Raw genomic sequence first — 25,626 nt, forward strand, 5'->3', positions numbered from 1 at the left:
TTAGCTGCGCCCCGCCGACAAACGGATGCGAGGGTCGATCAGACCGTAACTGATGTCGACAAGCACGACAATGACCACCAGAAAGGCGCCATAAAATACCGTGGTTCCCATAATGACGGTGTAGTCCAGCTGTTGCACGGCCTGCACGAAATAGCGTCCCAAGCCGGGTATGGCAAAAATCAGCTCAACCACAAACCCGCCTGTCGTTATCGCGGCAACCGCTGGACCGAGTTCAGTCACTACCGGTAACAGGGCATTGCGCAGCTGATAGCGAAAGAAGAGTGATACACCACTGATACCGCGCGCTCGCGCAGCCAATATATAGTCGCTGCTTAGTACCTCGAGCATCGCCGCGCGGCTCAAGCGGCTTAAATATGCCAGGGTACCCAGCCCCAGTACCAGAGCCGGGACCCAAACATGGCTGACACCTCCCCACCCCGCCACCGGCAACACCGTGCTCTCGGCCGCGGCGTTGAGCTTGACGATAATCAATTGAGCCAAACCGGCTATCACAAACCCCGGCACAGAAATCGCTGCAACCACCATGAACATTACGAACTTATCAGGCCACTGGCCGCGGTAATGCGCGGCGATGCTGCCTGCCAATACCCCGCCCACTAACGCAATAGCAATGGCCGCGATTCCCAGGGTTGCCGACACCGGAAAATGCTCGCGTATTATGTCGTTCACACGGCGATTTTCCTGAGTAAAGGAGATACCGAAGTCGCCGTTTATCATATTGCCCATGAAGGTGAAGTACTGCTGGCTGAGCGGCTTATCTAGCCCGTAACGCGCTTCCAACTGCGCGCGAACTGCCGGCGACATCGCTTTGTCCTGGATCAATGGGTCACCCGGAACTGCGTGCATGGCAAAGAACGTCGCCGTTGCAATAAACCAAACCGTTATCGCGCCCCATAGGAGCCGATGCAATACAAACTTGATCATCATTCAGGGCTCAATCCAGGCATCGCGAAAATTGGGGTCACCGCCAAACACTGAACGACGAACGCCCTTTAACTGAGGGTGCTGAACATACAGCATGGCATTCTCGTAGGTGGGCAAAATGGGGACATCATCAACCACCAAATCCTGCAAGGCAGCCATCGCGGCAAATCGCTGGGAAGCACTTGCGCTGCTTTGAGCAACGCGCACCAAGCGATCATATTCCGGGTGACTGTACCGACCACGATTATTGTCATTCCACGAGGCAAACAAATCGGCAAAGGTCATAATATCGTCGTAATCAGGCCCCCAGGCAGCAACCACAATGTCAAAATCGCCGCGGCGCATCTTTTCTATGCGCTGCTTGAATACCTGCTGATCAATACGCAGGTCCAGGCCCAGGCCGCGCTTGAGGAGGTACTGGTAATACTCGGCCTCCTGCACGGCGCGAGGGCTGTCTCCGGCAAGCAGCATAAGCGCTGGGAAGGTCTCAAGGCCGAGCTCCCTTTTCGCTTGCGCCAGATACTGGCGCGCCATGGCCAGGTCCTGTCGCAGTCGCCGAACTGGATACTCCTGACGAAAAGCCTGTCGCTGGCCGCGCACTGTGACCGGAAAAAGAGAATACGCCGGCAGCACGCCCGGCAGGCCGATCACTTTATTGACGAGTACATCTGGGTCCAACAGATACTGAATCGCCTTTCGGAAGCTTCTATTCGCTGTAATCCTGCCTGCGCGAAAATTAAACTCCAGAAAGAACAGCGAGCCACTGTGAAAATGCTGAATGTCATAGCCGCGCTTAACCGCCTCATCCAACAAACCGGTATCTAAATTGGCGAGTGCAATCTGCCCATCTCGAAACAAATTAAACTGTGCACCGGGGTCTGCGGTGATATAGGGCATGTCAATGCGTGATATCTGCAGCGACGACTTGTCCCAGTAATGCGGATTTTTCTCCAAGGTTAAATGCGCACCGTGCACCCATTTGGTCAGGGTAAAAGGCCCGTTGTAGAGCATTTTGTCGGCGTCAGCGGCATAACGGCGCCCCCAGTGCTCTACGAGGTCCTGGCGCAGCGGCATATAACTCATGAAGGCCGTAAGGCTTAGGAAGTAGGGACACGGCTGTGCAAACTCGACATACAACTCGGTGCTGGAGACAGCCCGTACACCCAGTGAATCCGGCGGCGCAAGGCCTTCGTTTACGGCGCGAGCACCTTTAATCGGATAAAAGATAAACGCATACTGGGAGGCGGTTTCCGGGCGCAGGGCATACTGCCATGCAAAAACAAAATCCTGAGCGGTAACCGCCTGCCCGTCACTCCACGTCGCATTCTCGCGCAGCCAAAACCGCGCCCCGTTTTCGTCGATTTGCCAGCGTTCGGCCACCCCGCCCACCAGCTCACCGCTTTCGCCATAGCGCAGCAGCCCCTCCATCATATGAGAGATAACAAAACTCGCGATCGTATCTGTCGCTCTCGCACTGTGCAATGTGGGCGGTTCAGTCGCGAGGGCCAGCGTAATACTTTTTGACTCTGGGTCGACGGCGCCCGCTTGCGCGGGCAGGCCTGGGAGTATCCCCACGACAGCAAATACAATCAGCATTACAGCCGACGCAATTTTGCCTGTTACAATACCTGTTGCCTCTCTCATAGCGTTTACAGGCCTGTCATTGAACGACCACAACAATCCTTATTATCTCCAACCTGCCGAGCTCGACTGGCAAGACGGTGTTCCCTGCGCCAGCGACTTCGGTGATGTATATTTTTCCCGCGATGATGGCAGCGCCGAAAGCCGCTATGTTTTTCTTGACGGCAACCAGCTGGCAGAACGCTGGAGAGCCCTAGATGCCAATAAACCCGGACGCTTTACCATCTGCGAAACCGGCTTTGGTACCGGTCTCAACTTTTTACTGGCCTGGCAATTATGGCAACAATGTGCGCCCGACTCTTGGACCCTGCACTATATTTCCTGCGAAAAGCACCCGCTGAACAGTGGCGACCTTGCCAAAGCCCATCAGCACTGGCCAAGCCTAGCGTCATTGGCGGCGATTCTACAGCACAATTATCCCCCTTTGATACCTGGACACCATCGCCGCTCACTCAGTGAGAGAGGGCCGCACATAGACCTGCTGTTTGGCGACATTGCCGACACCCTGCCCGCATTGATTGACAGTATTGGCAGTCACCCCGACTCGTCACCGCGCGCCGTTGACGCATGGTTTTTAGACGGCTTTGCCCCCTCTGCCAACCCGGGCATGTGGCAAGCGAGTCTTTTTGACGCCATGGCTCGCTTGAGCAAGCCCAATGCAAGCTTTGCGACCTTTACCGCTGCTGGCATAGTCAAACGTGGTCTGCGTGAGCGCGGTTTTACCGTGACCAAAACCAAGGGCTTTGGCCGCAAACGCGACATGCTTGTCGGGCACTTTTCTGCCGCGCAGCCCGACACCGAGCCCGCTTTGCCGCCGAGCCGCCTGCCGTGGCATCAGCCTGCCGCGACCGCAAGCGTGCACTCAGTGGTGGTGGTTGGTGCCGGTTTAGCTGGCTGCACCACCGCCCGCGCACTGGCAGAGCGAGGACTCAGGGTCACCCTTATCGAGCGCCGCGCCAACCCTGCCGAGGAGGCATCCGGCAACCCCCAGGGCATGCTCTACACCAAATTATCGCCGGAACCCGGCTTGCTCAACGTGTTTACTCTGCACAGCTTTCTCTATGCGCTTCACCACTATCATCGTATTGCAAGCAATTCCGATGCCATTGATGGTGAGTTTTGCGGTGTTCTTCAACTCGCCAATTCGCCACGCGAGGAGGCGCTGTTTAAGCGCTTGCAGCAGCAATTGGCCGAACACCACTGGCTAAAATTTGTGGATCGTGATCGAGCCTCTGCATTAAGCGGTATTGATATTCGCCAAGACGGTATCTTCTATCCCGCCGCGGGCTGGCTGTCGCCGCCGAGTGTTTGCAAAGAACGCATTGCTCACCCCAACATTGCGCTACTGACCAACAGTGAGGCACTGTCGCTGCTTGACCACGGAGACCACTGGCAGATCATTGGCAGCGGGCAACATCCAATTGCTGAGGGTGATGCCGTCGTTATTGCCAATAGCCACGACGCAACACAGTTTTCACAGAGCGCGTTCTTACCTCTGCGTAAAATTCGCGGTCAAATTAGTTATTTTCGACAGCAGGATGTTCAGACCTCACCCCGGTGCGTGGTGTGCCACAAAGGCTATGTCGCCCCTGAACATAAGCAACAACTCTGCATTGGCGCGAGCTTTGATCTTCACAACGCCAACAGTGAGGTAACGGCTGAGGACCACGCCTATAACCTCAACACACTCGCCGACCTTAGCCCGAAGCTGCTAAAGCCCGGCAGCGAAGCGATTGGCGGCCGCGCCGCGCTGCGCTGCGCCAGCCCGGATTACGCGCCTATTGTTGGCGCCCTGCCCGATATTGAAGCCTTCGACAATGATTACGCCGCGTTGCGCAAAGATGCTCGCCGCGCCATCGATCAGCCCGGGCGCTATGTGCGCAATTGCTATGTGAATGTCGCCCACGGCTCGCGGGGCCTTACGTCGACCCCCATCGCCGCCGAACTGCTTGCTTCCTATCTATGCAATGAGAATCGGCCACTGCCCAAGCAGTTGTGCGAAAGTTTGTCGCCCGCGCGTTTTATCATTCGTGACTTAATGCGCAGTAAACGCTAGGCTGCCCCCAAACTACCAACACATGATAGGAGCCTGCGTGAGCGACTACACTGCCCTGGAAAAACGTCTGCGCGAACTCGAGGATATTTCAGCAATTTCTGCACTGAAATACCGCTACCTAAATGCCTGTGATGCCAAGCAACCCGAGGAGGTTAGTAACTGCTTTGTTGCGGGAAAGATCGACATCGACTTCGGCCATATCGGGCGCTTTGACAGCCGCGAAGCCTTTGTAAACGTCTTTGAAGAACTTGGCTGCCACGCCCACATTATCGACATGCACCACGCCCAAAACCCCGTTATCCGCATCCTCTCGGAAGACCAGGCAACGGGGCACATCGGCCTGCGTTTTCTGAGCATCAACACCCAGGATAAAACGCGCATTCAGCTGTCTGGACACTACGACGATGAATACCAACGTGTCGATGGAGAGTGGAAGATATCAGCGAGCCGCTTCAACGTGGCGGCTGTTGAGATGATTGATTTCTCTGGTGACCATGCCCGCGTTACCTACACCGGAAACACAATGCCCTCCTTATAGGATGTTCGTCTTGGAGAACAAAGCCTAGCGGCTCATTCAACAAACCAAGCCGCGGATGGATCGCGAGACAACTCAGCCCCTTGGGCCGTACCGGCAAACATGGGGCCTGAAAAGTCACAACGGCTAGGGCGACATTCATTCCAGTCGGTGACAATTTCGCGGTGGCTGAACTGCCACCGGCCTTCACAGTGAATATAACGGTCCAAGTACCGCCCACCCACCAGCAGCTCTTCATCGCCCGAGGCACCAGGGTAACGGTGGTAAGCCTGGCAATACACTTCGCCCTCGGCGCGCTCGCCGTCAACCACAATCAGGTGATTCGTTACCGCGTGCACCGTCAAAGTCATCTGGGATAATTGCTCTGGCAACCACTGAACATAATCGCTCGCTGCGCCAAGGAACATGGCCCCGTGGTCTTCAGTGGCATCAGGGTGATAGAGCTCCGCCAATGCGGCGTAGTCTTTGCGGTCAATGGCCCGGCAGTAGCGCAGTACCAAGTCGCGAATGGCTTCCTTCGCTGACAAGTGCCAGAGAATATCGTCGTTGTTCATCACCCTGAGTGCCCTCCAAATCCTTGCTTAGCCACGGTGCCCGTCATCTGCACGTCAGTGGTGCGCGGCTACCAGCGAAATGGCATAGTAGGAGATTCTGCAAACACTGTGAATGCTGACAATAGTGATGTACCGCTTACACACGCTTATCGCTCTTGTGGTCGTCGCACTGCCACTGCGCGCGGCTGCTAATACGCTTCCTTACGACGTTGTGGGGCACTACCCTCATTCAACAGCGCTCTTCACCCAGGGGCTGGAACTGTTTCACGGCCAGCTTTTTGAGAGCAGCGGTCTTTATGGCCACTCGAAAGTGATTGCACGCCCCTTTCCAGAAGGGAGTACTGCCCCAGAAGGGAGTACTCCCCCTGAAGAAAGCACTGAAACCCTGCGGGGCGTCACCCTGGACAAATCGCTATTCGCAGAGGGCTTAACCTTCCACAGAGGCAGACTTTACCTGCTCACATGGCGCGCTGGCCAATTACTGGAGATAGACCCCGAGCGGTTTGCGCTACTGCGCCGTCACGCATACGAGGGTCAGGGTTGGGGTATTTGCTATCACTCGCGCCGCGACTTATTTGCAATGTCTGACGGCAGCGACGAAATACAATGGCGCCGAACCAGCGACTTCTCATTGGTGGACACCCTCACCATTACCGGAGCCGGTAACTATCAGCACCTCAACGAATTGGAGTGCCATGGCGACTATATCCTCGCCAACCAATGGAAGCAGCCCTACCTCCTTGTCATTGATGCGCGCTCAGGCGAAGTCGTTTCACAACTAGATTTGAGTGCACTCATTCCAGAGGGCCTCCATCAGGAAGCGGTGCTCAACGGTATCGCCTATGATGCCCGCGACGATACCTGGCTGGTGACTGGTAAACTCTGGCCCAAAATCTACCGAATTCGTTTTACGCTTCCAGTATTGGAGACGGCAAAAAGCGCCGCAAAAGCCGGCTAAAAATGCTAGTCTCCCTGAAACGTTTAATCGCTCAAGACAGGATTCTATGACTGCTACCCAACCACGTGCCGCCCACCCTGCTTTTGAATTGCTCAGCAGTAAATCAATCGACGCACTCGGCGTCACCCTTTGCGAATACCGGCACATAGAAACCGGCGCCAGCCACTACCATATTGACGCTGACAATAAAGAAAATGTGTTCCTTGTGGCACTCCGCACCGTCCCTAACGATTCGAAGGGCGTCGCTCATATCCTGGAACACACGGCGCTGTGTGGCAGCGAAAAATACCCGGTGCGCGACCCGTTTTTTATGATGATTCGTCGCTCGCTGAACAGCTTTATGAACGCGTTTACCAGTTCCGACTGGACAGCCTACCCCTTTGCCAGCAGCAACAGGAAAGACTTTGATAACCTGTTACAGGTGTATTTAGATGCCGTTTTCTTCTCACGCCTGCACCCCTTAGATTTCGCCCAAGAGGGTCATCGGTTAGAGTTTAGCGAACGCGGCAATCCCGACTCCGCACTTCAATTTAAAGGTGTGGTTTTCAACGAAATGAAGGGGGCCATGAGCTCGATACCAAGCAGGCTCTGGCACACGCTGTGTAAGTATTTATTTCCCACTGCCACCTATCACCACAACAGCGGCGGCGATCCGGAGGCCATTCCAGACCTCAGCTACGAAGAGCTAAAGGGCTTTTACGAAAGCCATTACCACCCCAGCAACGCCATTTTTATGACCTACGGCGATATTTCTGCCGCCGAGCACCAAGCACGCTTTGAAGAATTGGCCCTCAAGCGCTTTACCGCCCTGGATAAGCACATTGCAGTGGCGGATGAAAAACGCTACCACGCCCCCATTCGCGTGCAAGAGTCCTACCCGCTGCCAGCGGCGGAAGACCCCAAGGGTAAGACCCATATCGTGTTGTCCTGGCTACTGGGCAATAGTACCGACCTTGATAGCCTGCTAGAGGCGCAACTTCTTGCCGGAATATTATTGGATAACAGCTCCAGTCCACTGCTGCATGCGCTTGAAACCAGCGACCTGGGGAGCTCCCCCTCGCCGATGTGTGGTTTAGAGGACTCAATGCGTGAGATGGTGTTTGCCTGCGGACTGGAAGGCAGTGAGGTCGAGCACCGCGATGCCGTAGAGGCCCTGGTGCTCGACACCCTCCGCGGCTTGGTCAAGGAGGGCGTCGACACCGACCAAGTTGAATCAGTCCTTCACCAGCTGGAGCTACAACAACGAGAGATCAGTGGCGACGGCTACCCCTATGGCCTGCAACTGATTTTGAATAGTTTGGGAGCGGCCACCCACCGCGGCAACCCCGTTGATGTCTTGGACCTAGACCCAGCGCTTGCGCGCCTGCGTGAGAAAATCGCTGATGCGGATTATCTTCCCCGCTTGCTGCAGCAGCTAATTGATAACCCTCATCGCGTCACCCTGGTTTTCAGTCCTGACCAACAGTATCAACAGCGCGCCGAAGACGCTGAACAACACCGATTGGCCACAATCCAAGCCTCGCTCAGCGACGCAGAGAAGCAGGCGATTATCGATCAGGCAGAAGCCTTGGCTGAGCGACAAACCCTGCAAGAAGACGAGAGCATCTTGCCCCGAGTAGGCTTGGCAGATGTCGCCCAAGACCTCCCCGAGCTGCCCTATACCGACGCACATTTCGGCAACCTGCCCTACTGCTATTACAACCGCGGCACCAATGGTTTGATTTACCAGCAGTTGTTAATCGAAATGCCGCATCTCAGCGATGACGAGCTCGGCTTACTCCCCCTCTACACCCAAACCGTCACCGAGCTCGGCCTGGGCGAGCGCAGCTACATAGAGGTGCAAGCCCACCAAGCCGCTATTTGTGGCGGCATCTCGGCTTACACCAGTATGCGCGGCGGCATAAACGATGAACAGCAGCAGCAGGCGTACTTAGTACTGTCGTCGAAGGCCTTGCTACGTAATTGCCAGGCGCAAGCAACGCTCATGCGCGACACACTGGAGCAGGTACGCTTTGACGAACATGAACGAATCTACGATATGCTCGCCCACATGAAGGCGCGACGAGAGTCTTCAATCACCGGAAACGGGCACGCGCTGGCCATGGCAGCGGCCTCTTCGGGGATGAGCCCCGTTGCAAGAATTAGCCAAAAGATGTCCGGTTTAGATGGCATTCTGCAGCTTCGACAGCTGAGCGATGCGGCTGAGACAGCGAGCGGCAAAGCAGCCTTGGCTGAGGGATTAGCGGCCATTCACCAGAAAGTGCTCTCTGCCAACCGGCAGCTGTTGGTCGTTGCTGAAGAACAGGGGTTCAATGCTCATCGCTCAGCGCTGGCATCGGTTTGGGATAATTTCCAGGGCGATGGCAACGCGCTATTGCACACCGACACCTGCCGTGAAGCACGTCGTGAATTTTGGTCTGCTAACTCCCAGGTCAACTTCTGCGCCAGCGCCTACCCCACCGTTCCCTCGGGCCATCCGGACGCCGCGATATTGAGTGTGCTGGCTGTGTATCTTCGCAACGGCATCTTGCATCGCAGCATTCGCGAACAGGGCGGCGCCTATGGCGGCGGCGCATCGCAAGACTCCAATATTGCGGCCTTCCGCTTTTATTCCTACCGCGACCCACGCTTGCAAGAAACGCTAAACGATTTCAGCCAAGCCATTGACTGGATGCTGGACACACCCGTTAGCAGCGACGCCCTGGAGCAAGCGATACTGGGCGTTGTCAGCAATATCGACAAACCCGGCTCGCCCGCCGGCGAGGCAAAGCAGGATTTTCACAGCCGTATTTTTGGCCGCAGCATTGATGATCGCCGCACATTCCGAAACCGCGTACTTGCGGTGACTGGCGACGATTTGCAGCGGGTCACCCGAGAGTACCTCAAGGGCGTGGCGCCCAGCATTGCGGTAATCAGTAATAGCGCAACGGCCCAAAACCTTGACGACTGGCTGTCAGCGGAAGGCTTTGAGCAACGGCAACTCTAGCGCCCGCGTGCAGTGCCACCTACTCCATCAGTGATGAAGGTGGCGCTGTATGCGCTGCTGCAGCTGCTGCGCATTGGGCTGCAGGCGTAAATTTTGCTTCGCGGCGCCCAGGTCATTGAGCTCGCTGTCGCTCAGCGCGCGCCCCGAGAATAACAGCGCATTCATGTAACCCTTTTGTGTTTCAAAGGAGTTATCAGTCAACAGCAACAGCTCATCAATTATCGCCCAGCGTTCACCGATATCTCCCCCCGCCTTGGCACCGATTAGCTCACCGTCGAGGTAGGCCTTGAAGCTACCGCCATCGCCACCGGCGTAAAATACCAAGCCGAGTCGATGCCATTTTCCTGGACGGAACTCGCCAAAGTACCCGGAACCGGCACTGGCGATACCCACTCCGCCACTGGCGCTGGATTCGAAGAATATGTCTGCGTCATCATCGTTATTAGGCGTAGTCTGCATAATGGCGCGCCAGAAGCCATCACTGGCCTCTGGCCATAAAATGTCCATAACGAGCGAGTAATCCGATAATTTTCCTTGCTCGGCGAGATCGCCGTTCGCAGGGACGTTGGTCTGCAGTTTCAACCCCTGCTCCGGACTGTATGCATCAAATGCCATCACCACCGAGTCTCCACCCGCTAATTCCGGCACACCAAAGTCTGCCGGCGGGCCGAATTGGGTATCCGCTTGTGTGGCAACGTTAAGGTAGCTCAGGCGCGAGGGCCCAGCGTCTTCTCGCAAGGGCTGCTCATCACTATGGAACTGCCACGTTGTGGTAACGGTGTCTGGTTGACAGCGACTCAGGGTTTTATCGATATCCAGATACAGGCAGTCACTGCTGCGCTGGCGCGCATACGCATCCAGACTTGCCCAGCTTTCTGACAGGTATGTTGCTGAGCGGTCAGCTAAATTGGGGAAGAAAAGCGGCAAATTCCACGCGGCACTTTTATAGAGCACCAGCTTGATGGGCTCTGACTCGGCTGCTTGCGACGAGACAAACACCCAACCTGGCTGCGCCGCACGCATCTCAGCCAGTTCTGCGGCGGATACACTAACTTCATAGAATGCCTTAAAACCTGGCGTATCTGCGGGCTGTCGCTCAACGGGTAGCGCGCGATGAAATTCGGTTGCGGTTACCGTCCCAGGCAGCCAGCGCTCGATAACCTGCGAGGGATCCAGCAACGCGGCATCGGCCCCGTGATGATATAGCGCCGCTTTGGCTGCCAGGGCGGTTAATTGTTGTGCGTTTGGCTGGTCTTCAGCCAAGGCGATTTCGACATGCGCATCGGGGCTGTATTTTTGCACAATGCCCTCAATAACCTGCTGTGTTGTCGCATCGGGCGCAGCAATATCACGCACCTGAATTTCGTCAACACTGGCGTCTAGGAGGCGTTTGTCCGACAGGCGGTAGCGAAGCGTCACGTCACTCAGACCATCGGCGAAAAAGTCTGGCTGGATCAGTATATTGCCCGACGGCAACTGCTCAAACTCGGTACCCAAATGGCTGTGTCCGCCAAGGGCGAGGTCGATCTCTGGGTTGGCGAGTAGGATTTCACGATCCGCACTGGCACCTAGGTGGCTGAGCATCACTAAAACATCCACGTGCTCCCGGTACTGGCTGACCACCCCCTCGGCAATATGCTGCAAGTGCCAATTCATTTTAAAGTCGGGGACGAAATCCGGAATCGGTGCCGTCTCAAGGGGCTCATCAAGCTCATTCCACGGCCCCGAGCTCATACCAAAGAAGCCGACCTTCAAGCAGCCTACCTGAAGTACTGCAAAGCCCTGCGCGCCGAAACTCTCTGCACTGCCGCCTCGGTACTCACTGTTACTGGCAATCACCTGTGCGATTGGGTCCTGGGCGTGGTCGAGTAGCGTGTCCGCCCCCCAGGCAAAATCGTGGTTGCCAATGACGCGTACATCAAACGCCATGGCCTTGGTGACCTCAACCGTCGCGGCTCCCGCCGATAACAACTCAGCGACGCTGCCCTTTTCAAAATCGTCTCCGCCGTTACTGAATACTGTATAGGGCTGTTCTTCAAGCGCCTGACGGTGGTAGGCCTTGATACGACTAAAAAGCTTTTCAGGGCCACCATAGCGTGCATGCAGGTCAGCTACGTGAATAAAGCGCAGCGATTGTTCCTCGGCTTGTGCTTCGCAGTTGCCGTTGACCACGCGCGCCACCTCGGGAGCCTCAGTGGGAACCAAGCGATATTCACCGAACTGGGTGATACTGGCCGTGACACCCGCCTCGCTCTGCACAGAGCTCAATAGCGGCCGCCACTGGCCATCGACATTTCTGGCCACGCTATAGCGCTGATTTTTGGGGTTTTCCGGCAGGGGTAAGAATAACCTAGCAGGCGTTAGCAGCTGTGTTTCCGTGGGCTGCAGCTCATACTGCGTCTGCTCCGCAGCGACGTTCACTTCTAAAGAAATAGACAGGGCTTGCGCTGCGCTGGTCGACGCCAGTTCTAAACGCGCGGTGTCATCGAAGGTTAGCACCGACGCTTCACCTGGAGCTACGCTATAGGAAGGCGCGTCGTCGCGACCGGAGCCGCCCCCACCACCTCCACCGCAGGCAACAAGGGAAAAACATATAAATAGTGGGGTTAAGAAACCCTGTCGCATACTCACAGCTCCATTAATTTACTGCCCATTGCAGCTCGCTATCCTTGCGAATACTACGTGACCCAGCGTAGACGCTATCTAGGTACAAACCGTGATTTCAGCAACCACTATAGGCTCACTGCGCCGCAGAGACTCCGGTTTTTTCTTGGCCAGCTTTGCGCAGTCTTCGATACTCTGCCTGTTGGGAGGGCGTGAGCAAGCCGTAAAATTCCATTTGCGTCTGGAGAATTGACCCCGTGTGGCGGGCCGCAACAGACCCCGCACGCTGGCTCATTGCAGCAATCGTACTGCGCGTCATTTCCGGTAGCGGTTGTAGCTGCATATCTTGTCTAAGTGCGACGCTTTCTTTTTGTAACTCAGCCGCTTTTGCCGCATAGCGAACAATCAGCTTATTAACCTGCTCGCGCTGCTGACTAGTGAGCTCCAGCTTGTCCGCCAGGGCAGCGATGCTGGCGCTGCTAAGCGCCTCTGCCGCTTGAGCCGGCATCACCAGCACCCATGTGCTGAAAAAAAGAATCGAGATAGAGCGAATCAACATTCATTATTCCTTTCAATGAATCTGTCCCAAACAGAGTACTTCTCGGTGCAACATCGTTATGCAGTTCTACACACGCGCCGGATGGACTCTGCGTCGAAGCCACGATGATGAAGAAATCGCTGCCGTTTGGCCAGCTCCCGCCGATCTTTGGGTGGAACATCGGCGTATTTTTTTTGGTAAACACTCTGCAATTGCTCAAACCAGTCGAAACCGGCATCAGCAAACGCCTCATCGATAATCGTTTCTGAAACACCGCGGTCGCGCAGTTCCATGCGAATACGCGAGGGGCCAAAGCCACTATTTGCTCTCATCCGCAGGTAGCTTTCGGCAAAACGCTGATCACTTTGCAGCCGCTCGAGGGCCAAGCGCTCCACAACTATCGCAATGTCCGCCTCACAACTGGGAAAGCGCTGCGCCAACTTGGCCACTAACTCCTTACGGCTGTGCTCCCGTCGGGCCAATAAATCCATTGCTTTCTTTCGTATACCTATGTCACTCAATTTCTACTATCCTAACTGGGGGTAGATGCTCGCCTCTACGGCAAATACTTATTTTTTTTAATCTGTGCAAATAGCAAAGTAACAACACGGTCAACAGGGCGTTATTAGACTCGACCGCTTTCTTTTACCATGGAGTGTAACTATGTTAGTGCAAATTCAAGTATTGTTGATGCAGATTTTTTCTGGTTCCCTGGCTAAATTTCGCGATGATGAGCGCGGTGCAAGTGCCATCGAGTACGCAATTATGGCAGCCGTACTGATCGGCGTTATCATCGCAGCAATTGGCCTGCTTGACCTTGGCGGCATCTTCACTGACATCAACGCAGATATCGACGCAGCCTAAGCGCTTTATTGAAACTGGCGGCGAAAAAGGAATTCCCCGTGTTATGGCCATTGTCATCATCCTGCTACTTGTCGTCTTGGCATATGTTGATTGGTCATCACGGAGAATTCCTAACGCCCTAAATCTGGCGCTATTCATTGCGTCGCTGGGGATTTTTGTCGGCAGTAGTGGCATCAGCGCCTATCAATGGGTGGTGAATATTGTGCTCGCCCTCGCTATTACACTTCCTGGCTACCTTTCAAACAACATGGGAGGTGGCGACGTCAAGCTGCTGCTGGCCCTCTCTCCGCTTTGGCCGCCGACGACGTTACTCTTTGCCTTCGCCTCGGGTACCCTGACGCTGGCATTTATCATGACGCTCATCAAAAAAATCAAGCAGCATGATAAGCATCGAGCGCGCGGACTCCCGATCGGCACTGCGATCAGCCTGGGCGCAGCACTGCTTCCTCTCACGCCACTCCTTTCATTTTCGTTATGACTCACTGTGAGGAAAATATTATGGCCGGGGCGCCAAGTACTACGAAGAACTCGCGCCAGAGCGGTGTAGTCGCTATTGAATTCGCCATTCTATTCCCCGTATTTTTCGCTCTAAGCTATGCAGTGATGGCCTATGGGATGTATTTCCTACTGCTGCAGAGTTTTGCCTATGCGGGCGAAGACGCACTCAGAGCAGCACTAGCTACCGACTGTGCCGCAGCAGTATGCACGGAGGCAGAGCTGGAGCCCGTCGTCGCGGCGCAAGTTCAGAATTCACTTACCTGGTTCTCCGCAGACCTCGTCAATGCAGCAACGGCCGGCGATGATTTCTTCAGCTGCGACGCAACAATGCTATGCACGGTGAGGCTCAGCGCTCCACCTATTTTGGACAGCATAAACCTACCTATTATCGGCAGTATTCCGAACCTGCCCGACCCGGTAGTCAGCCGTTCCAGTCTGCGCATGTAGTAGTCGCGACAAGGAAACTATACGTAGGTGCCACAATATCAGCACAACGTCACACCACCTAACATCAGGGAAAGAGACGCTAAACTAAAATGTAGCGACGGTGTAATACGATAACTTCATCTTAGATGCATTCAAGGGATATACCGATGCAAGCAAGGACTCTCAAGATCATCGCTGCACTGCTAATTATCAGCGCAGTTATCATGGGTATCATTGGTTATCGAATTAGCCAACAAGATGCTATTCGTGACCAACAGCGGCAGACTGTGGCAACGCAGGCCGACTCCTACACATATGCTCAAAAGCTAGTCATTGCAACAAGAGACATCGCCAAGGGAGAGACCCTGACCGAAGAGGAGCTGATGCAAGTTCCTTACGCCATCAAGGTAGAGGGCAGCTTTGCAACGGTCTCAGAGCTACTTAACAAGCGAAGTAAACAAGATATTCTGAAAGGTTCGGTGATTCGTGACAGCGATTTCGAATCCGATAGCAAGTTAGCTGAGCAAATTCAGCCCGGTCACCGCGCCGTTGCCGTTAAAGTTGATGAGGTTATCGGTACGGGTGGCTTCTTAAAGCCCGGGGATTTTGTTGACGTCATCTTTAATAGCCGCGCAACAAAAGAGACCAACGACCGCAGTATGTCTCGACGCGTACTACGCAATATTCGTCTGATCGCGTTTGGCGACGAGGTCGAGGGCGAAAAGCCGCAGCCGGTTACTAACGAAAGCAGTAAAAAAGCGAACAACAAAGATGGCGGAAAACGCAGCCGCTCCGCGGTACTGGAAGTGCCGACAGACGAGGTAAACCGACTCGTGTTAGCTGAGAGCGCCGGGGGGCTTCGATTGGTAGCGATCGGTGAAGCAGACCGCCTGGCGCGCGAGGAGATGATCGCATCCGGTGAAACGCCCGAAGAAAACGAAGACAAAGCAACCTTAATGCGAGAAGTCACGGGCTTTAAACCCGCCCCACCGCCAAAATCCATTTATATGTATAGCGGCGATAAAGTCGAGACAATTCGAGTACGAAACTAATGCAGCAACCACTGGTTCGATATGGAGCATCTATCATGAAACAGGGATTTTTAATTGCTTTGCTGTTAGGGCTAATCACCAGCCTGCATGCAGAGCCCTACAAGACCCTGCGACTGGAACTGGGTGAGCAGCAAATGCTGAGTACCAAATACAGCGTAAAAAGGAGCGCCATTGGGCGTCCGGAAGTTGCGTCACTTAAAGTGCTCAATTCAAGAGAATTTCTTCTGACTGCAAAACAACTTGGTGCAACCTCGCTGTTGCTTTGGCAGGGCGGCAAGGAGCCGACGGAATTTCGCATAGAAGTTGTGCCCAGTTTGTCTCCTAGTACGCGCGACGGCGTTGCGGTGGACAGCAGTGGCCCCTATATCAGCCTGCAGGGCGAGACTCGATCCTTACAACAACATCAGCAGCTACTCACATCGAGTGGCCCCAATGTTTTGGACAACACCGTTCAGCGCGGCTCCATGCAGGTGCAAACGGATATTCGCATTGTTGAATTTAGCCGATCCCAACTCAAGCAGATTGGGACCGCACTGTCCTACGTTGGTGGAGATACCTCTATCGCAACCGGCGGATCTGGTTTACTTCCTCTATTAGAGGGCAATGGGCCACTGGGTGCATTATTAGGTATTACACCAACAGGCGCGGATGCTTCATCAATACTAGTAGGTCATGTAAAAAATGGTTTTAGTGCAGCCATTAATGCCCTTGCTCGAAACGGCTATGCTTATACATTGGCTCAACCCTCACTGGTCAGCATGTCCGGTCAAACAGCAACTTTTTTGGCGGGTGGAGAATTCCCCTACCCAGCGTCAAACCGCGATGGCCAAATTCAAATTGAATACAAAGAGTTTGGTGTGCGGCTGCACTTAACACCAACCGTGCTCAGTGAAAATAGCATCATGCTAAAAGTTGCCCCAGAAGTCAGTGACTTGGACTTCACAAACGGCGTGCAAGCCAGCGGCGTTTCCGTCCCCTCTCTGCGCGTGAGACGCACTGACACCTCGATCCAGCTCGCTCCCGGGGAGAGCTTCATTATCAGTGGTTTGGTAAGCAGAAACACCTTTACCAATGCCGACCGGCTGCCCGGCCTAGGAGACATCCCTATATTGGGTGCCCTATTCCGCTCTACACGGTTTTCGCAGGAAGACAAAGAGCTGATCATGATTGTCACTCCCCACCTGGTAAATCCCATTGCCAAGGACGCGGAGCTGCCAGAACTACCCGGCGAAACCTATAAGCACTACGTCCCCTCATTTACCGATATGCTGTTTCGCGACTTGGATAAATCCAGCGAGCGAGCAGCGAAAAAGGCGCAAAAATCCGATGTCGGATTCGCAGATTAATAAGGGAGCCCAGTGATGAGGCTGATCGACCGGAGAACACCTGAAGCTAAGCTGGAACAACTTGACGATTATGAAACGCTCAAAGCCGCCCTACACCGCTTTGTCATAGATCGTATCGAAGATGACAATATCATCTACGACGATGACTCAAAAAAGTTAGAAGAAGCGATCGCTGCCTACATACGGCAGTATTGTCGTATATACGAGGTGAATATCGGCCGAGAAAAATTCGACAATCTAGAGAAAGAGCTGCTGGACGAAATTGTGGGGTTCGGCCCCCTACAAGTTCTTCTCGACGACCCCGATATCAATGACATCTTGATTAATGGTCCGCGGCGCATCTTTGTCGAACGTCGCGGCGTGTTAGAGCAATCGTCTATGCGGTTTCTAGACGATCGCCATGTGCTTCGGGTTATTCGGCGGATGATATCGCCACTAGGGCGCCGCATCGATGAATCCAGCCCCATCGTTGATGGCCGACTGGCAGATGGTAGCCGTATTAACGCCATCGTACCGCCCCTCGCGCTAGATGGCCCTTGCCTATCCATCCGAAAGTTTCGCAAGGACCCTCTGACTGCCGAAGAACTCCTGGCCGGCGGATCGATAACCAAGGACGCACTGGACTTTCTCAGCGAGTCGGTTGCTAAAAGGCGCAATATCTTAATAAGTGGGGCAACCGGTTCTGGTAAGACCACTTTGCTTAACATTCTGAGCCAGTATATTCCTGCAACCGAGCGCATCGTAACCATCGAGGACGCAGCAGAACTCCAATTGCGCAATAGCCACGTGGTGCGATTAGAAACCCGACCTGAAAACAATGAAGGTGTTGGCCAAGTCACAGCGGGCGAGCTTGTCAAAAATGCCCTTCGCATGCGCCCAGACCGAATTATTGTCGGTGAAAGCCGCGGTGGAGAGGTCGTTGACATGTTGCAAGCCATGAATACCGGCCACAACGGCTCGATGACTACCGTGCATGCCAACTCAGCTAGCGATGCGATCACTAGACTGGAAATGATGGTAGGGATGTCGGGATTCAAAGGCTCAAGCGAGTTAATTCTCAAAATGATTGGCAGTGCATTGGACATGATCGTTCATATCGGCCGCCAATCAAATGGGCATCGCTGTGTAATGCAAATATGCAAACTCACGAATACCGCGAACGGACTGCAACTACGCGAGCTATTCGCTTTGGATGCTGGCGGTAATCTTGCCAGAAACCCCAGTGAGCAAAATGTTCCTCTACTCAACGACGTAATGCCGGGGTCGCCGTGATGTTTTGGATAGCCCTGGTGGCACTAATGATTGGCCTCGCCTTTGTGCTCATGCTGTTGGTCAATGTCGAAGCACCGGCAGAGGTAGAAATCGCCGAGGTCGAACGCAAAGACCCCGTGCCGGAGTTCATTACTAATTATTTAGCCGCCAACGGCGTAGAGCTCCCCGCTGTCGTGATCTACAGCGTCATTGCGAGCCTCGCAGCAATGACGATTCTGTGCATCGCGTTACTGCCGATTAGTATCGCTGCCATCAGTATTCTAACTGGCTACGCCGTTGCATTTCTCAGCATAAAATTTGTCGGCAGCAAACGTCGGGCGAAGATGCTTGAGCAGCTGCCCTCTTTCATCAACCAAGTTACCCGCAGACTTTCGGCGGGTATTTCTGTAGAAAATGCCTTCGCAGACTCAGTTGAAACTCTGGAACGCCCCTTAGGCACCGTCATGCGACGAGTAGTCAGACGGGTACACCTAGGCTACGACCTTCACCAGGCTTTCAGCCGTGAAGCTGGCGTGACGAAACTACACGAATTCAACGTAATTGCGACGGCCCTGCGCATCAACGAACAATACGGCGGGAGCATCCGCTCTATTCTGGATGATATCGTGGGTATATTGCGAATGGATGAGGCCGGCAAGCGTGAACTAGCCGCCATGACTGGAGAAACACGTTTCACAGCGACAGTACTCGCTCTGCTGCCGCCCGGTATCGCCGTATACATGTTTAGTATTAATCCAGACATGATGTTGGAGGTGTGGTCTCAAAGCAGTGGTAAGTCCCTATTTATCATCTCCGCGGTAATGGAAATACTGGGCGTATTCGTACTGTGGCGCATGGTTAACTCAATAGAGTCATAGGCAATAGACATGGAAGCGCAACATTATTTTTTCATTATCGGCGCACTTATATTATGCACCGCACCGGTAATACTCCTAGCTACCGCACACATTAACAGTGATGCCAGCGAGAACACCAAGCTAGAGTTTGGGCGCCATGACACCTGGCGCATGCTTCGCGAGGAAAACACCCATATTGCCTCGCTCTCTCAGCTGCTACGCCGCGCGGGGCTGTTTACCAGCGCACAACAGATCAAAGCGATTTCTTTTACCTTGGTCGCTTGCCTAGTATTGGGCGTAATTGCCGCGGCGGCGAGTCTGTTTAAGGGGCTGGCGATCGGGCAGGTCTTGGCCATCACCGGTGCGACAGTGATTGGCAGTGTTGTACTGGCCTACCTCATTCTAAAAAACCAAGCAGACGAGCGACAAAACGCCTTAGAAAAAGAAACCATGATGTTAATTCAGACCACGCGCATGCTATGGCGTGTCGGCCTGTCTTTACCCAAAACCCTTGGCATTATTTGCGAGCAACTGTCAGAACTGTCACCCAACTGCGCCAAGGAGCTTTCCCTTGCAGCAAATAAAATTGAGTCGGGGCAGAGTCAAGAAGAGGCCCTTTATGAGCTTATCAATAGCTGCAGTGCAGAGGGCTTCAAGGAGTATTTGATTGTAATCCGTCAGCAGTCCATTACTGGCGGCAGTATCGATAAGTCTCTTGACGAACTCTACTTGCTCTTACAAAACCGTCGGCGGCTTAGCTTACAAGAGCAGGTCAATAAAATATCGGGAAAGATGTCATTGGTTATGATGCTGTTTTTATTTCCCGCTTTGGTATTACTTGCAGCTGGCCCTAGCTTTTTCTCCATGGTGCAAGCGCTGAACGAGTTAGGTGGATGATGAATACGTCAATAAACAACGCCTGTTTTCGACGCTTTCTGCCGTTGATGCTGGCATCACTGCTGTTATCAGCATGCGCCTCAGCGCCCTCGCAACTATCGCAAAACCGTGCAGATTGTGGTGCGTCATTGAGCCAAGCCCAACGGGTAAAACTAGATCTCGTTGAGCAGTTATTGTCAGAAGGCAGCTATTTCTCTGCACAGGCGCACCTGGAACAGGATGACAGTAATAGTCCCCGGGCCCTTTGGTTGACCGCCGAAGCACAACGTAAGACGGGGATGCTGAGTGAGGCCTACGACAACTACAGAGACCTCAGCCTAACCTGCATGACCGCTGCCGGACACGCTGGCATGGCGAAGATACTTGCCACCCGTGGCGATCTAGCCATTGCCCATCAGCACATGTTGAAAGCCAGAAACCTCGCCCCTACCAGCGCAGATGTTCGCAATGACTACGGCTTCATTCTCCTGGCAATGCGAGACTTCAAAGCAGCCCAACGAGAGTTTATGACCGCATTGCAACTGAAAAATGGTCATCCGGTCGCTCTGCGTAACATGATCATCAGCCTGATACTTGATGGTGACACCCGAACCGCACTACGCCTCGCTCAAAACAACGACATTAATAGTGCAGAATTTAATCAGCTCCTTGAAAAAGCAAACCATTTCACAGAGCCCACTGTCGCCAAACGCGCCATTGTTAGATAGGGAATTAACGTATGAAAAATCGACTATTGATACTTTCATCACTCGCCTTTAGTTGTGCGGTCACCGCGGGCGAACCTAGCTATGACATTAGTCGCGACACTGCAACAACCCGAGCCCTAGACGCTCAACGTTCAGGAGAAATAGCCTCTGATATTCCTCAGAAGCAGAACGGCGCCTCACGCGCGTTAAGCTACAAGCGCTATACCGAAAGCTTTGACCGCCCGATTCCCGTGTCATTTATCGACACAGACTTTAAAACGGAATAGTAATGAGTTCTGCCCGCCGCTTTATTCGCCAGCCAACGCCTTCGCAACAGCGAGGGGTAATGACGCTGACCTTAGCTGCGTTGATGTTGGCAATAACTGCTTTTCTTGCGCTCTCAGTCGATACTGGCAGGCTCTTTCTTGAGAAGCGCACCCTACAAAGGCAGGCTGACTTAGCGGCCCTGGAAACGTCGTTGACTTATTGTCGCGACCAATCGCTAGATGATGACGGCCTATTTGCGGCCGCCCAGGCGGCATTGGCTAGTGAGCGCAATAATTTTCGTGGCGATGCAGGCGGTATTGCGGTTGTGCTCGGTGAGATTACGAGCGCTGACGACGGCAACGGCGGTAGCGTCAAACAATTCACCGCAAACACAGATGGAAAGGCCGTACAGGTCACGCTGACGCGAACAATACGTGCATCCCTTTTCGGCAGTGTAGTACCTGGCGGCAGCCAAACAATCACTATTGAGGCGCAGGGCGCTGCAGAAGCCTGCCAGCCCGTCGCATCGCTGCATTTGCGCAGCAATTTACTCAATGTCGACTCCAGCCAATCAGCGCTGCTTAACGGCGTCTTAGGCGGCTTGTTAGGTACTACCCTTAACCTCAGTGTCGCACAGTGGGACGGCCTACTGGACACAAACCTCAATTTGCTGAGTTACCTTGATGCTCTGGCCGTTGATCTCGGCATCTCTGCAGGAGACTATGACAGCGTACTTAACGCCGACGTTAGTCTGGGAGATATACTCGACGTCGGCGCAGATGTACTGGAGTTAGGCGGTAATACCGCTGCGGTTAGCGCATTTCGTGATCTCGTCTTAGCCATCCCTGGGGCCACTCCGCTGATATCGCTAGGTGAGCTGCTCGAGGTGCAAACGGGAGCACCCGAAGCCGCACTAGACATTGGCCTACAGGCAATGCAACTTGTTCAAGGCACCATTCAACTGGCGAATAGCAAATCCGCGATCGCCGCCGACATACCCATAAACCTTCTCGGCTTAGCGGGCGCAACGGTTAAACTGCAAGTGACCGACCCGCCAAGACTCATGGCCACGGGCAACCCAAAACTCGCTACAGATGCGCCTTACGGCGGAGATGCGATATTTGTCAGATCAGCCCAAGTGCGCACATTTATTTCGCTGGATCTGCCAATTGTCGGCGCCACCCTAAATACGCTGCTAAGCCTCGTAAATGACAACCCTTTACTGAGCGGCATCGCTGGTACAGTCAGCAGCTTGCTGTCACTGGATATACTCGGCGTACTTCAGGGGCTGAGCTGCGTGGTTTACTGTGATATTCAGAGAGACCTTTTAGATATTGAAGTACTGAGCTCGCCGAGGCTGGATATCCTTCTTGAAGCAGGCAGCGGCGACGGCCGCGTAACCGATTACGATTGCGACGGAGAAGACAAAGCACTGGATGCGCTCGCCAATAGCTCCGCTGTCAGCGTACTGGTCGGCAGCCTGGGCAGCGATATGAATGATGCCGCTACTAACGCCTTCGATGAAGCTTCACCGAGCGTGGAGCCCATTCCAATACTCGATATCGGCACCAAGCGGGTACGCTACCAGTGCACCCTGCTGCTGATTTGCTGGACTGAATACTGGGACGGCAGCGCTTGGGATGGTGATCCCAGTGCCGCCGAGCGGGATGCCTTCTCTGGAGGTGGGCTGGGCCTGAGTTTAGACTCCGATTTGCTCGCGGGCTCAGAAACCCTGAATTTCGCCAATAACCCATCCGATGACTACCTACCCGAGTTCGGTGTAGATCCAATAGATGAGGCCTATCAAAGCGTTGATACTCAAAGCCTGGTTGATAACTTAGAGGGCGATTTGCTGGGCTTAAACCTCGAGTTCTATGCCCCCACCAACAGCGGCGATGGTATTACCGGAAACGCGCTCGGTGGCCTCCTCTTCCTCGTCGGCTCAGCCGCCAATGCGCTGACGGGCGCAGTGGAAGCGATTATCACATCTACGCTTTCTCCACTGCTGACAGCCATTGTTAATCAGCTGTTGGATGCGCTCGGCGTCAGTTTGGCCGAGACCGAAGTAGGCGCAGCCATGACCTGCGAAAGTGATAGAGTGAGGCTCGTAATGTAGCGCGAGCCTTTTCACCTTAATGCTGCCTCCTGCAAAAAAATATAGTCTGACAACCACTACTGTTACACTGTAAAAAAACAAGAATCTGCCGGCTGTAACCACAATGAACTTCAATGACTACCTCACCCTTCTCGCGAAAAATGGCGGCTCCGACTTATTTCTCAGCACCGGCGCTCCGCCGTGCGCGAAATTTCACGGGAAACTCAAACCTCTAGATAAAGACCCATTTACACCGGGCGAGATCAGAGACATCGCCTACGAAATTATGGATGGCGAGCAACAGAAAGAGTTCGACCAAGAACTCGAAATGAACCTTGCATACGCCATTCCTAAAGTTGGCCGTTTTCGCGTCAATATATTTAAACAACGCAACGAAATCTCGATAGTGGCTCGTAATATCGTCACCGATATTCCCAACGTCGACTCCCTGGGGCTACCCTCGGTTTTAAAAGACGTGATTATGACAAAGCGGGGCCTGGTGCTATTCGTTGGCGCAACGGGTTCTGGTAAATCAACGTCTCTGGCAGCACTTATTGACCACCGGAACACCAACAGCAGTGGTCATATAATTACCATCGAAGACCCGATTGAGTTCATACACCGGCACAAGCGCAGCATTGTTAATCAACGCGAAATTGGTGTGGACACGCGCAGCTTCCACCAAGCCCTGAAAAATACCCTCCGGCAGGCACCTGATGTCATTTTAATCGGAGAAATTCGCGACCGTGAAACGATGGAACATGCCATTGCCTTTGCCGAAACTGGGCACTTATGTATTTCCACACTGCATGCCAATAACGCCAACCAAGCACTCGACCGGATCATTAACTTCTTTCCCGAAGAGCGCCGGAATCAATTACTGCTCGACCTCTCTCTCAACTTAAAGTGCTTTGTCTCTCAGCGTCTGATTCCCACCCTAGATGGCAAACGCTGCGCTGCTATCGAGATCTTATTGGGCACGCCAACCGTCGCCCAGGCTATTCACAAAGGCGAAGTCGAGTCGATCAAAGAGATCATGGCAAAATCAGAAAATCTGGGGATGCAAACCTTTGATGCCGCCCTGTTCAAGCTTTACGAGGAAGGGAAAATTTCTTTTGAGGATGCGTTGAAAAACGCTGATTCATCCAACAACCTGCGTCTCAGAATTAAACTAGAAAGCACGAGAGGCATTCCCGCCGGCGAAGAAGAACCTGATACAAGCAGTAGTAATAGAAAAGCTGATAACGCTTTCAGCCTGCAAATTGAGGAAGAACCTCCAGAGCCCGAAAGTTAAACCGAAAGGACTCAGGGGCAGTGGTCAGTGCCCCTGAACCAGTTGGCTGCAACGCTACTCTTCGCTGGCCTCTACACTTTCTTCTGCCTTCTTGGCAGCCGGCTTCGGTAGCAGCTGCTCGCGAATGGCCGATTCAATTTCATTGGCGATTTCGGGGTTCTCACTCAAGAAACGTGCAGCGTTGGCCTTACCCTGACCAATCTTGTCGCCTTTATAGGCATACCAGGCACCAGATTTATCAACTAAGCCCAGTTTGACGCCCAAGTCGATAACTTCACCCATGCGGTAAATACCACGGCCATACATGATTTGAAATTCAGCTTGCTTAAAGGGCGGTGAAACCTTGTTTTTCACAACTTTAACGCGGGTTTCGTTACCAACAACTTCATCGCCCTCCTTCACCGCGCCGGTGCGACGAATATCCATGCGAACTGACGCGTAGAATTTCAGGGCATTCCCGCCAGAGGTGGTTTCGGGGTTACCAAACATAACCCCAATCTTCATACGAATCTGGTTGATGAAAATCACCAGCGTATTGGTCTGCTTGATACTGCCAGTAAGCTTCCTCAGCGCCTGGGACATCAGTCTCGCTTGAAGGCCAACGTGAGAGTCACCCATGTCGCCCTCGATTTCAGCCTTCGGCACCAGCGCGGCGACCGAATCGATAACAATGACATCGACAGAGCCGGACCTAACCAGCATATCGGTAATTTCCAGCGCTTGCTCCCCGGTGTCGGGCTGAGAAACCAGCAAATCTTCCAGGTTTACACCAAGCTTTTCGGCATACTGGGGGTCAAGAGCGTGCTCTGCGTCAACAATCGCCACTGTCTTGCCCAGCTTTTGCGCTTCAGCCATTACCTGCAAACACAGCGTGGTTTTACCCGAAGACTCAGGACCATATATCTCTACGATTCTTCCAAATGGCAGGCCACCGATCCCAAGGGCAACATCCAAACCCAATGAGCCGGTGGAAACAGAGGGCATAATTTCACGAGAGCTATCCCCCATTTTCATAATTGAGCCCTTACCAAACTGGCGCTCAATTTGCCCTAATGCCGACTCCAGAGCCTTCTGTTTGTTGGCGTCCATAGTTTCTCACCCTTCTTCATGTCGCTAGTGGTCTCAACCACACTTGCGAGGCCGCTGACTAATTACTGTATATATACTCAGTATTATATAAGGCGTTGTCAATCCCTGCTGAAAAAAAGTCCTGCTCGCGACGCTGGCGACACAACGAGGCATTCCGTAAACTTCTCGCTTTTCCCCAGCAAAGTGA

23 protein-coding genes are annotated in these 25,626 nt (G+C 53.6%); 16 read left to right on the forward strand and 7 right to left on the reverse strand.

The window, feature by feature from the left end; genetic code table 11:
* Window positions 1-948 carry an ABC transporter permease gene (locus AC2Q8J_RS03290; RefSeq protein WP_486452094.1) on the reverse strand — a complete coding sequence of 316 codons (948 nt, stop codon included), beginning with the start codon at window positions 946-948 and terminating at the stop codon, window positions 1-3.
* Window positions 949-2,589 (reverse strand): peptide ABC transporter substrate-binding protein, encoded by a 1,641-nt coding sequence (locus tag AC2Q8J_RS03295; RefSeq protein ID WP_486452095.1) that lies wholly within the window; start codon window positions 2,587-2,589, stop codon window positions 949-951.
* Between the two features lie 19 nt (window positions 2,590-2,608).
* Between AC2Q8J_RS03295 and mnmC the strand changes: the two genes are divergently transcribed.
* Together mnmC and AC2Q8J_RS03305 are read left to right on the forward strand one after the other, a co-directional pair.
* Entirely contained in the window at window positions 2,609-4,642 is a 2,034-nt protein-coding gene (gene mnmC / locus AC2Q8J_RS03300) for a bifunctional tRNA (5-methylaminomethyl-2-thiouridine)(34)-methyltransferase MnmC2/FAD-dependent 5-carboxymethylaminomethyl-2-thiouridine(34) oxidoreductase MnmC1 (RefSeq protein ID WP_486452096.1), read from the forward strand.
* Between the two features lie 37 nt (window positions 4,643-4,679).
* Window positions 4,680-5,180 (forward strand): nuclear transport factor 2 family protein, encoded by a 501-nt coding sequence (locus AC2Q8J_RS03305; protein ID WP_288362585.1) that lies wholly within the window; start codon window positions 4,680-4,682, stop codon window positions 5,178-5,180.
* A gap of 32 nt (window positions 5,181-5,212) precedes the next feature.
* Here AC2Q8J_RS03305 and AC2Q8J_RS03310 read toward each other — a convergent pair whose 3' ends face one another.
* The gene (locus AC2Q8J_RS03310; RefSeq protein WP_486452608.1) at window positions 5,213-5,731 is read right to left on the reverse strand and encodes a nuclear transport factor 2 family protein; all 519 of its coding nucleotides are present in this window, start codon (window positions 5,729-5,731) and stop codon (window positions 5,213-5,215) included.
* 112 nt (window positions 5,732-5,843) lie between these two features.
* Between AC2Q8J_RS03310 and AC2Q8J_RS03315 the strand changes: the two genes are divergently transcribed.
* Together AC2Q8J_RS03315 and AC2Q8J_RS03320 are read left to right on the forward strand one after the other, a co-directional pair.
* Window positions 5,844-6,689 carry a glutaminyl-peptide cyclotransferase gene (locus tag AC2Q8J_RS03315; protein WP_486452097.1) on the forward strand — a complete coding sequence of 282 codons (846 nt, stop codon included), beginning with the start codon at window positions 5,844-5,846 and terminating at the stop codon, window positions 6,687-6,689.
* A 46-nt stretch (window positions 6,690-6,735) separates the two neighbouring features.
* Complete coding sequence (locus tag AC2Q8J_RS03320) at window positions 6,736-9,675, forward strand: insulinase family protein (RefSeq protein WP_424142736.1); 2,940 nt, start codon at window positions 6,736-6,738, stop codon at window positions 9,673-9,675.
* A gap of 27 nt (window positions 9,676-9,702) precedes the next feature.
* Here AC2Q8J_RS03320 and AC2Q8J_RS03325 read toward each other — a convergent pair whose 3' ends face one another.
* From AC2Q8J_RS03325 to AC2Q8J_RS03335, 3 genes are all read right to left on the reverse strand, one after another.
* Window positions 9,703-12,174 carry a metallophosphoesterase gene (locus tag AC2Q8J_RS03325; RefSeq protein ID WP_486452098.1) on the reverse strand — a complete coding sequence of 824 codons (2,472 nt, stop codon included), beginning with the start codon at window positions 12,172-12,174 and terminating at the stop codon, window positions 9,703-9,705.
* A gap of 241 nt (window positions 12,175-12,415) precedes the next feature.
* Window positions 12,416-12,838 carry a Spy/CpxP family protein refolding chaperone gene (locus tag AC2Q8J_RS03330; RefSeq protein WP_204995535.1) on the reverse strand — a complete coding sequence of 141 codons (423 nt, stop codon included), beginning with the start codon at window positions 12,836-12,838 and terminating at the stop codon, window positions 12,416-12,418.
* Window positions 12,839-12,894: 56 nt separating this feature from the next.
* Window positions 12,895-13,338: a regulatory protein RecX gene (locus tag AC2Q8J_RS03335; RefSeq protein WP_486452099.1), complete on the reverse strand. Its 444-nt coding sequence runs from the start codon at window positions 13,336-13,338 to the stop codon at window positions 12,895-12,897.
* Window positions 13,339-13,480: 142 nt separating this feature from the next.
* Between AC2Q8J_RS03335 and AC2Q8J_RS03340 the strand changes: the two genes are divergently transcribed.
* The 12 genes from AC2Q8J_RS03340 to AC2Q8J_RS03395 all read left to right on the forward strand — a co-directional run bounded on the left by AC2Q8J_RS03340 (window position 13,481) and on the right by AC2Q8J_RS03395 (window position 24,350).
* The gene (locus tag AC2Q8J_RS03340; RefSeq protein WP_036255425.1) at window positions 13,481-13,681 is read left to right on the forward strand and encodes a Flp family type IVb pilin; all 201 of its coding nucleotides are present in this window, start codon (window positions 13,481-13,483) and stop codon (window positions 13,679-13,681) included.
* Window positions 13,682-13,724: 43 nt separating this feature from the next.
* The gene (locus tag AC2Q8J_RS03345) at window positions 13,725-14,159 is read left to right on the forward strand and encodes a prepilin peptidase (RefSeq protein WP_372877328.1); all 435 of its coding nucleotides are present in this window, start codon (window positions 13,725-13,727) and stop codon (window positions 14,157-14,159) included.
* A 20-nt stretch (window positions 14,160-14,179) separates the two neighbouring features.
* On the forward strand, window positions 14,180-14,626 hold the full coding sequence (locus tag AC2Q8J_RS03350; RefSeq protein ID WP_372877326.1) for a TadE/TadG family type IV pilus assembly protein: 447 nt from the start codon (window positions 14,180-14,182) through the stop codon (window positions 14,624-14,626).
* A gap of 146 nt (window positions 14,627-14,772) precedes the next feature.
* Entirely contained in the window at window positions 14,773-15,657 is an 885-nt protein-coding gene (cpaB, locus tag AC2Q8J_RS03355; RefSeq protein ID WP_204995539.1) for a Flp pilus assembly protein CpaB, read from the forward strand.
* 35 nt (window positions 15,658-15,692) lie between these two features.
* The gene (locus AC2Q8J_RS03360; RefSeq protein ID WP_286694112.1) at window positions 15,693-17,003 is read left to right on the forward strand and encodes a type II and III secretion system protein family protein; all 1,311 of its coding nucleotides are present in this window, start codon (window positions 15,693-15,695) and stop codon (window positions 17,001-17,003) included.
* Window positions 17,004-17,018: 15 nt separating this feature from the next.
* Window positions 17,019-18,275 carry a TadA family conjugal transfer-associated ATPase gene (locus AC2Q8J_RS03365; protein ID WP_486452100.1) on the forward strand — a complete coding sequence of 419 codons (1,257 nt, stop codon included), beginning with the start codon at window positions 17,019-17,021 and terminating at the stop codon, window positions 18,273-18,275.
* Window positions 18,275-19,132, forward strand: coding sequence for a type II secretion system F family protein (locus tag AC2Q8J_RS03370; RefSeq protein ID WP_051170801.1), 858 nt, complete (start codon window positions 18,275-18,277; stop codon window positions 19,130-19,132). The genes AC2Q8J_RS03365 and AC2Q8J_RS03370 overlap by 1 nt, the downstream gene beginning before the upstream one ends.
* Window positions 19,133-19,141: 9 nt before the next feature.
* Entirely contained in the window at window positions 19,142-20,008 is an 867-nt protein-coding gene (locus tag AC2Q8J_RS03375) for a type II secretion system F family protein (protein ID WP_204995543.1), read from the forward strand.
* Window positions 20,005-20,715, forward strand: coding sequence for a hypothetical protein (locus AC2Q8J_RS03380; protein WP_486452101.1), 711 nt, complete (start codon window positions 20,005-20,007; stop codon window positions 20,713-20,715). The genes AC2Q8J_RS03375 and AC2Q8J_RS03380 overlap by 4 nt, the downstream gene beginning before the upstream one ends.
* Before the next feature lie 11 nt (window positions 20,716-20,726).
* Window positions 20,727-20,981, forward strand: coding sequence for a DUF3613 domain-containing protein (locus AC2Q8J_RS03385; RefSeq protein ID WP_204995545.1), 255 nt, complete (start codon window positions 20,727-20,729; stop codon window positions 20,979-20,981).
* A 2-nt stretch (window positions 20,982-20,983) separates the two neighbouring features.
* The gene (locus AC2Q8J_RS03390; RefSeq protein ID WP_486452102.1) at window positions 20,984-23,077 is read left to right on the forward strand and encodes a TadG family pilus assembly protein; all 2,094 of its coding nucleotides are present in this window, start codon (window positions 20,984-20,986) and stop codon (window positions 23,075-23,077) included.
* Window positions 23,078-23,180: 103 nt separating this feature from the next.
* A complete protein-coding gene (locus AC2Q8J_RS03395; RefSeq protein ID WP_204995547.1) occupies window positions 23,181-24,350 on the forward strand; it encodes a PilT/PilU family type 4a pilus ATPase in 1,170 nt (389 codons plus the stop codon).
* A gap of 54 nt (window positions 24,351-24,404) precedes the next feature.
* On the opposite strand, the gene recA is transcribed toward AC2Q8J_RS03395, so the two are convergent.
* Entirely contained in the window at window positions 24,405-25,439 is a 1,035-nt protein-coding gene (recA, locus tag AC2Q8J_RS03400) for a recombinase RecA (protein ID WP_204995548.1), read from the reverse strand.
* Between the last annotated feature and the right edge of the window lie 187 nt (window positions 25,440-25,626).

It is taken from the genome of Spongiibacter sp. C9W, from assembly GCF_057370015.1.

Bases quoted from the DNA above. Each gene is read 5' to 3' on its own strand.
- AC2Q8J_RS03290 (WP_486452094.1), bottom strand. From the start codon at position 948: ATGATGATCAAGTTTGTATTGCATCGGCTCCTATGGGGCGCGATAACG.
- AC2Q8J_RS03295 (WP_486452095.1), bottom strand. From the start codon at position 2,589: ATGAGAGAGGCAACAGGTATTGTAACAGGCAAAATTGCGTCGGCTGTA.
- AC2Q8J_RS03310 (WP_486452608.1), bottom strand. From the start codon at position 5,731: ATGAACAACGACGATATTCTCTGGCACTTGTCAGCGAAGGAAGCCATT.
- AC2Q8J_RS03315 (WP_486452097.1), top strand. From the start codon at position 5,844: ATGCTGACAATAGTGATGTACCGCTTACACACGCTTATCGCTCTTGTG.
- AC2Q8J_RS03320 (WP_424142736.1), top strand. From the start codon at position 6,736: ATGACTGCTACCCAACCACGTGCCGCCCACCCTGCTTTTGAATTGCTC.
- AC2Q8J_RS03330 (WP_204995535.1), bottom strand. From the start codon at position 12,838: ATGTTGATTCGCTCTATCTCGATTCTTTTTTTCAGCACATGGGTGCTG.
- AC2Q8J_RS03340 (WP_036255425.1), top strand. From the start codon at position 13,481: ATGTTAGTGCAAATTCAAGTATTGTTGATGCAGATTTTTTCTGGTTCC.
- AC2Q8J_RS03345 (WP_372877328.1), top strand. From the start codon at position 13,725: ATGGCCATTGTCATCATCCTGCTACTTGTCGTCTTGGCATATGTTGAT.
- AC2Q8J_RS03350 (WP_372877326.1), top strand. From the start codon at position 14,180: ATGGCCGGGGCGCCAAGTACTACGAAGAACTCGCGCCAGAGCGGTGTA.
- cpaB (WP_204995539.1), top strand. From the start codon at position 14,773: ATGCAAGCAAGGACTCTCAAGATCATCGCTGCACTGCTAATTATCAGC.
- AC2Q8J_RS03360 (WP_286694112.1), top strand. From the start codon at position 15,693: ATGAAACAGGGATTTTTAATTGCTTTGCTGTTAGGGCTAATCACCAGC.
- AC2Q8J_RS03365 (WP_486452100.1), top strand. From the start codon at position 17,019: ATGAGGCTGATCGACCGGAGAACACCTGAAGCTAAGCTGGAACAACTT.
- AC2Q8J_RS03370 (WP_051170801.1), top strand. From the start codon at position 18,275: ATGTTTTGGATAGCCCTGGTGGCACTAATGATTGGCCTCGCCTTTGTG.
- AC2Q8J_RS03375 (WP_204995543.1), top strand. From the start codon at position 19,142: ATGGAAGCGCAACATTATTTTTTCATTATCGGCGCACTTATATTATGC.
- AC2Q8J_RS03380 (WP_486452101.1), top strand. From the start codon at position 20,005: ATGATGAATACGTCAATAAACAACGCCTGTTTTCGACGCTTTCTGCCG.
- AC2Q8J_RS03385 (WP_204995545.1), top strand. From the start codon at position 20,727: ATGAAAAATCGACTATTGATACTTTCATCACTCGCCTTTAGTTGTGCG.
- AC2Q8J_RS03390 (WP_486452102.1), top strand. From the start codon at position 20,984: ATGAGTTCTGCCCGCCGCTTTATTCGCCAGCCAACGCCTTCGCAACAG.
- AC2Q8J_RS03395 (WP_204995547.1), top strand. From the start codon at position 23,181: ATGAACTTCAATGACTACCTCACCCTTCTCGCGAAAAATGGCGGCTCC.
- recA (WP_204995548.1), bottom strand. From the start codon at position 25,439: ATGGACGCCAACAAACAGAAGGCTCTGGAGTCGGCATTAGGGCAAATT.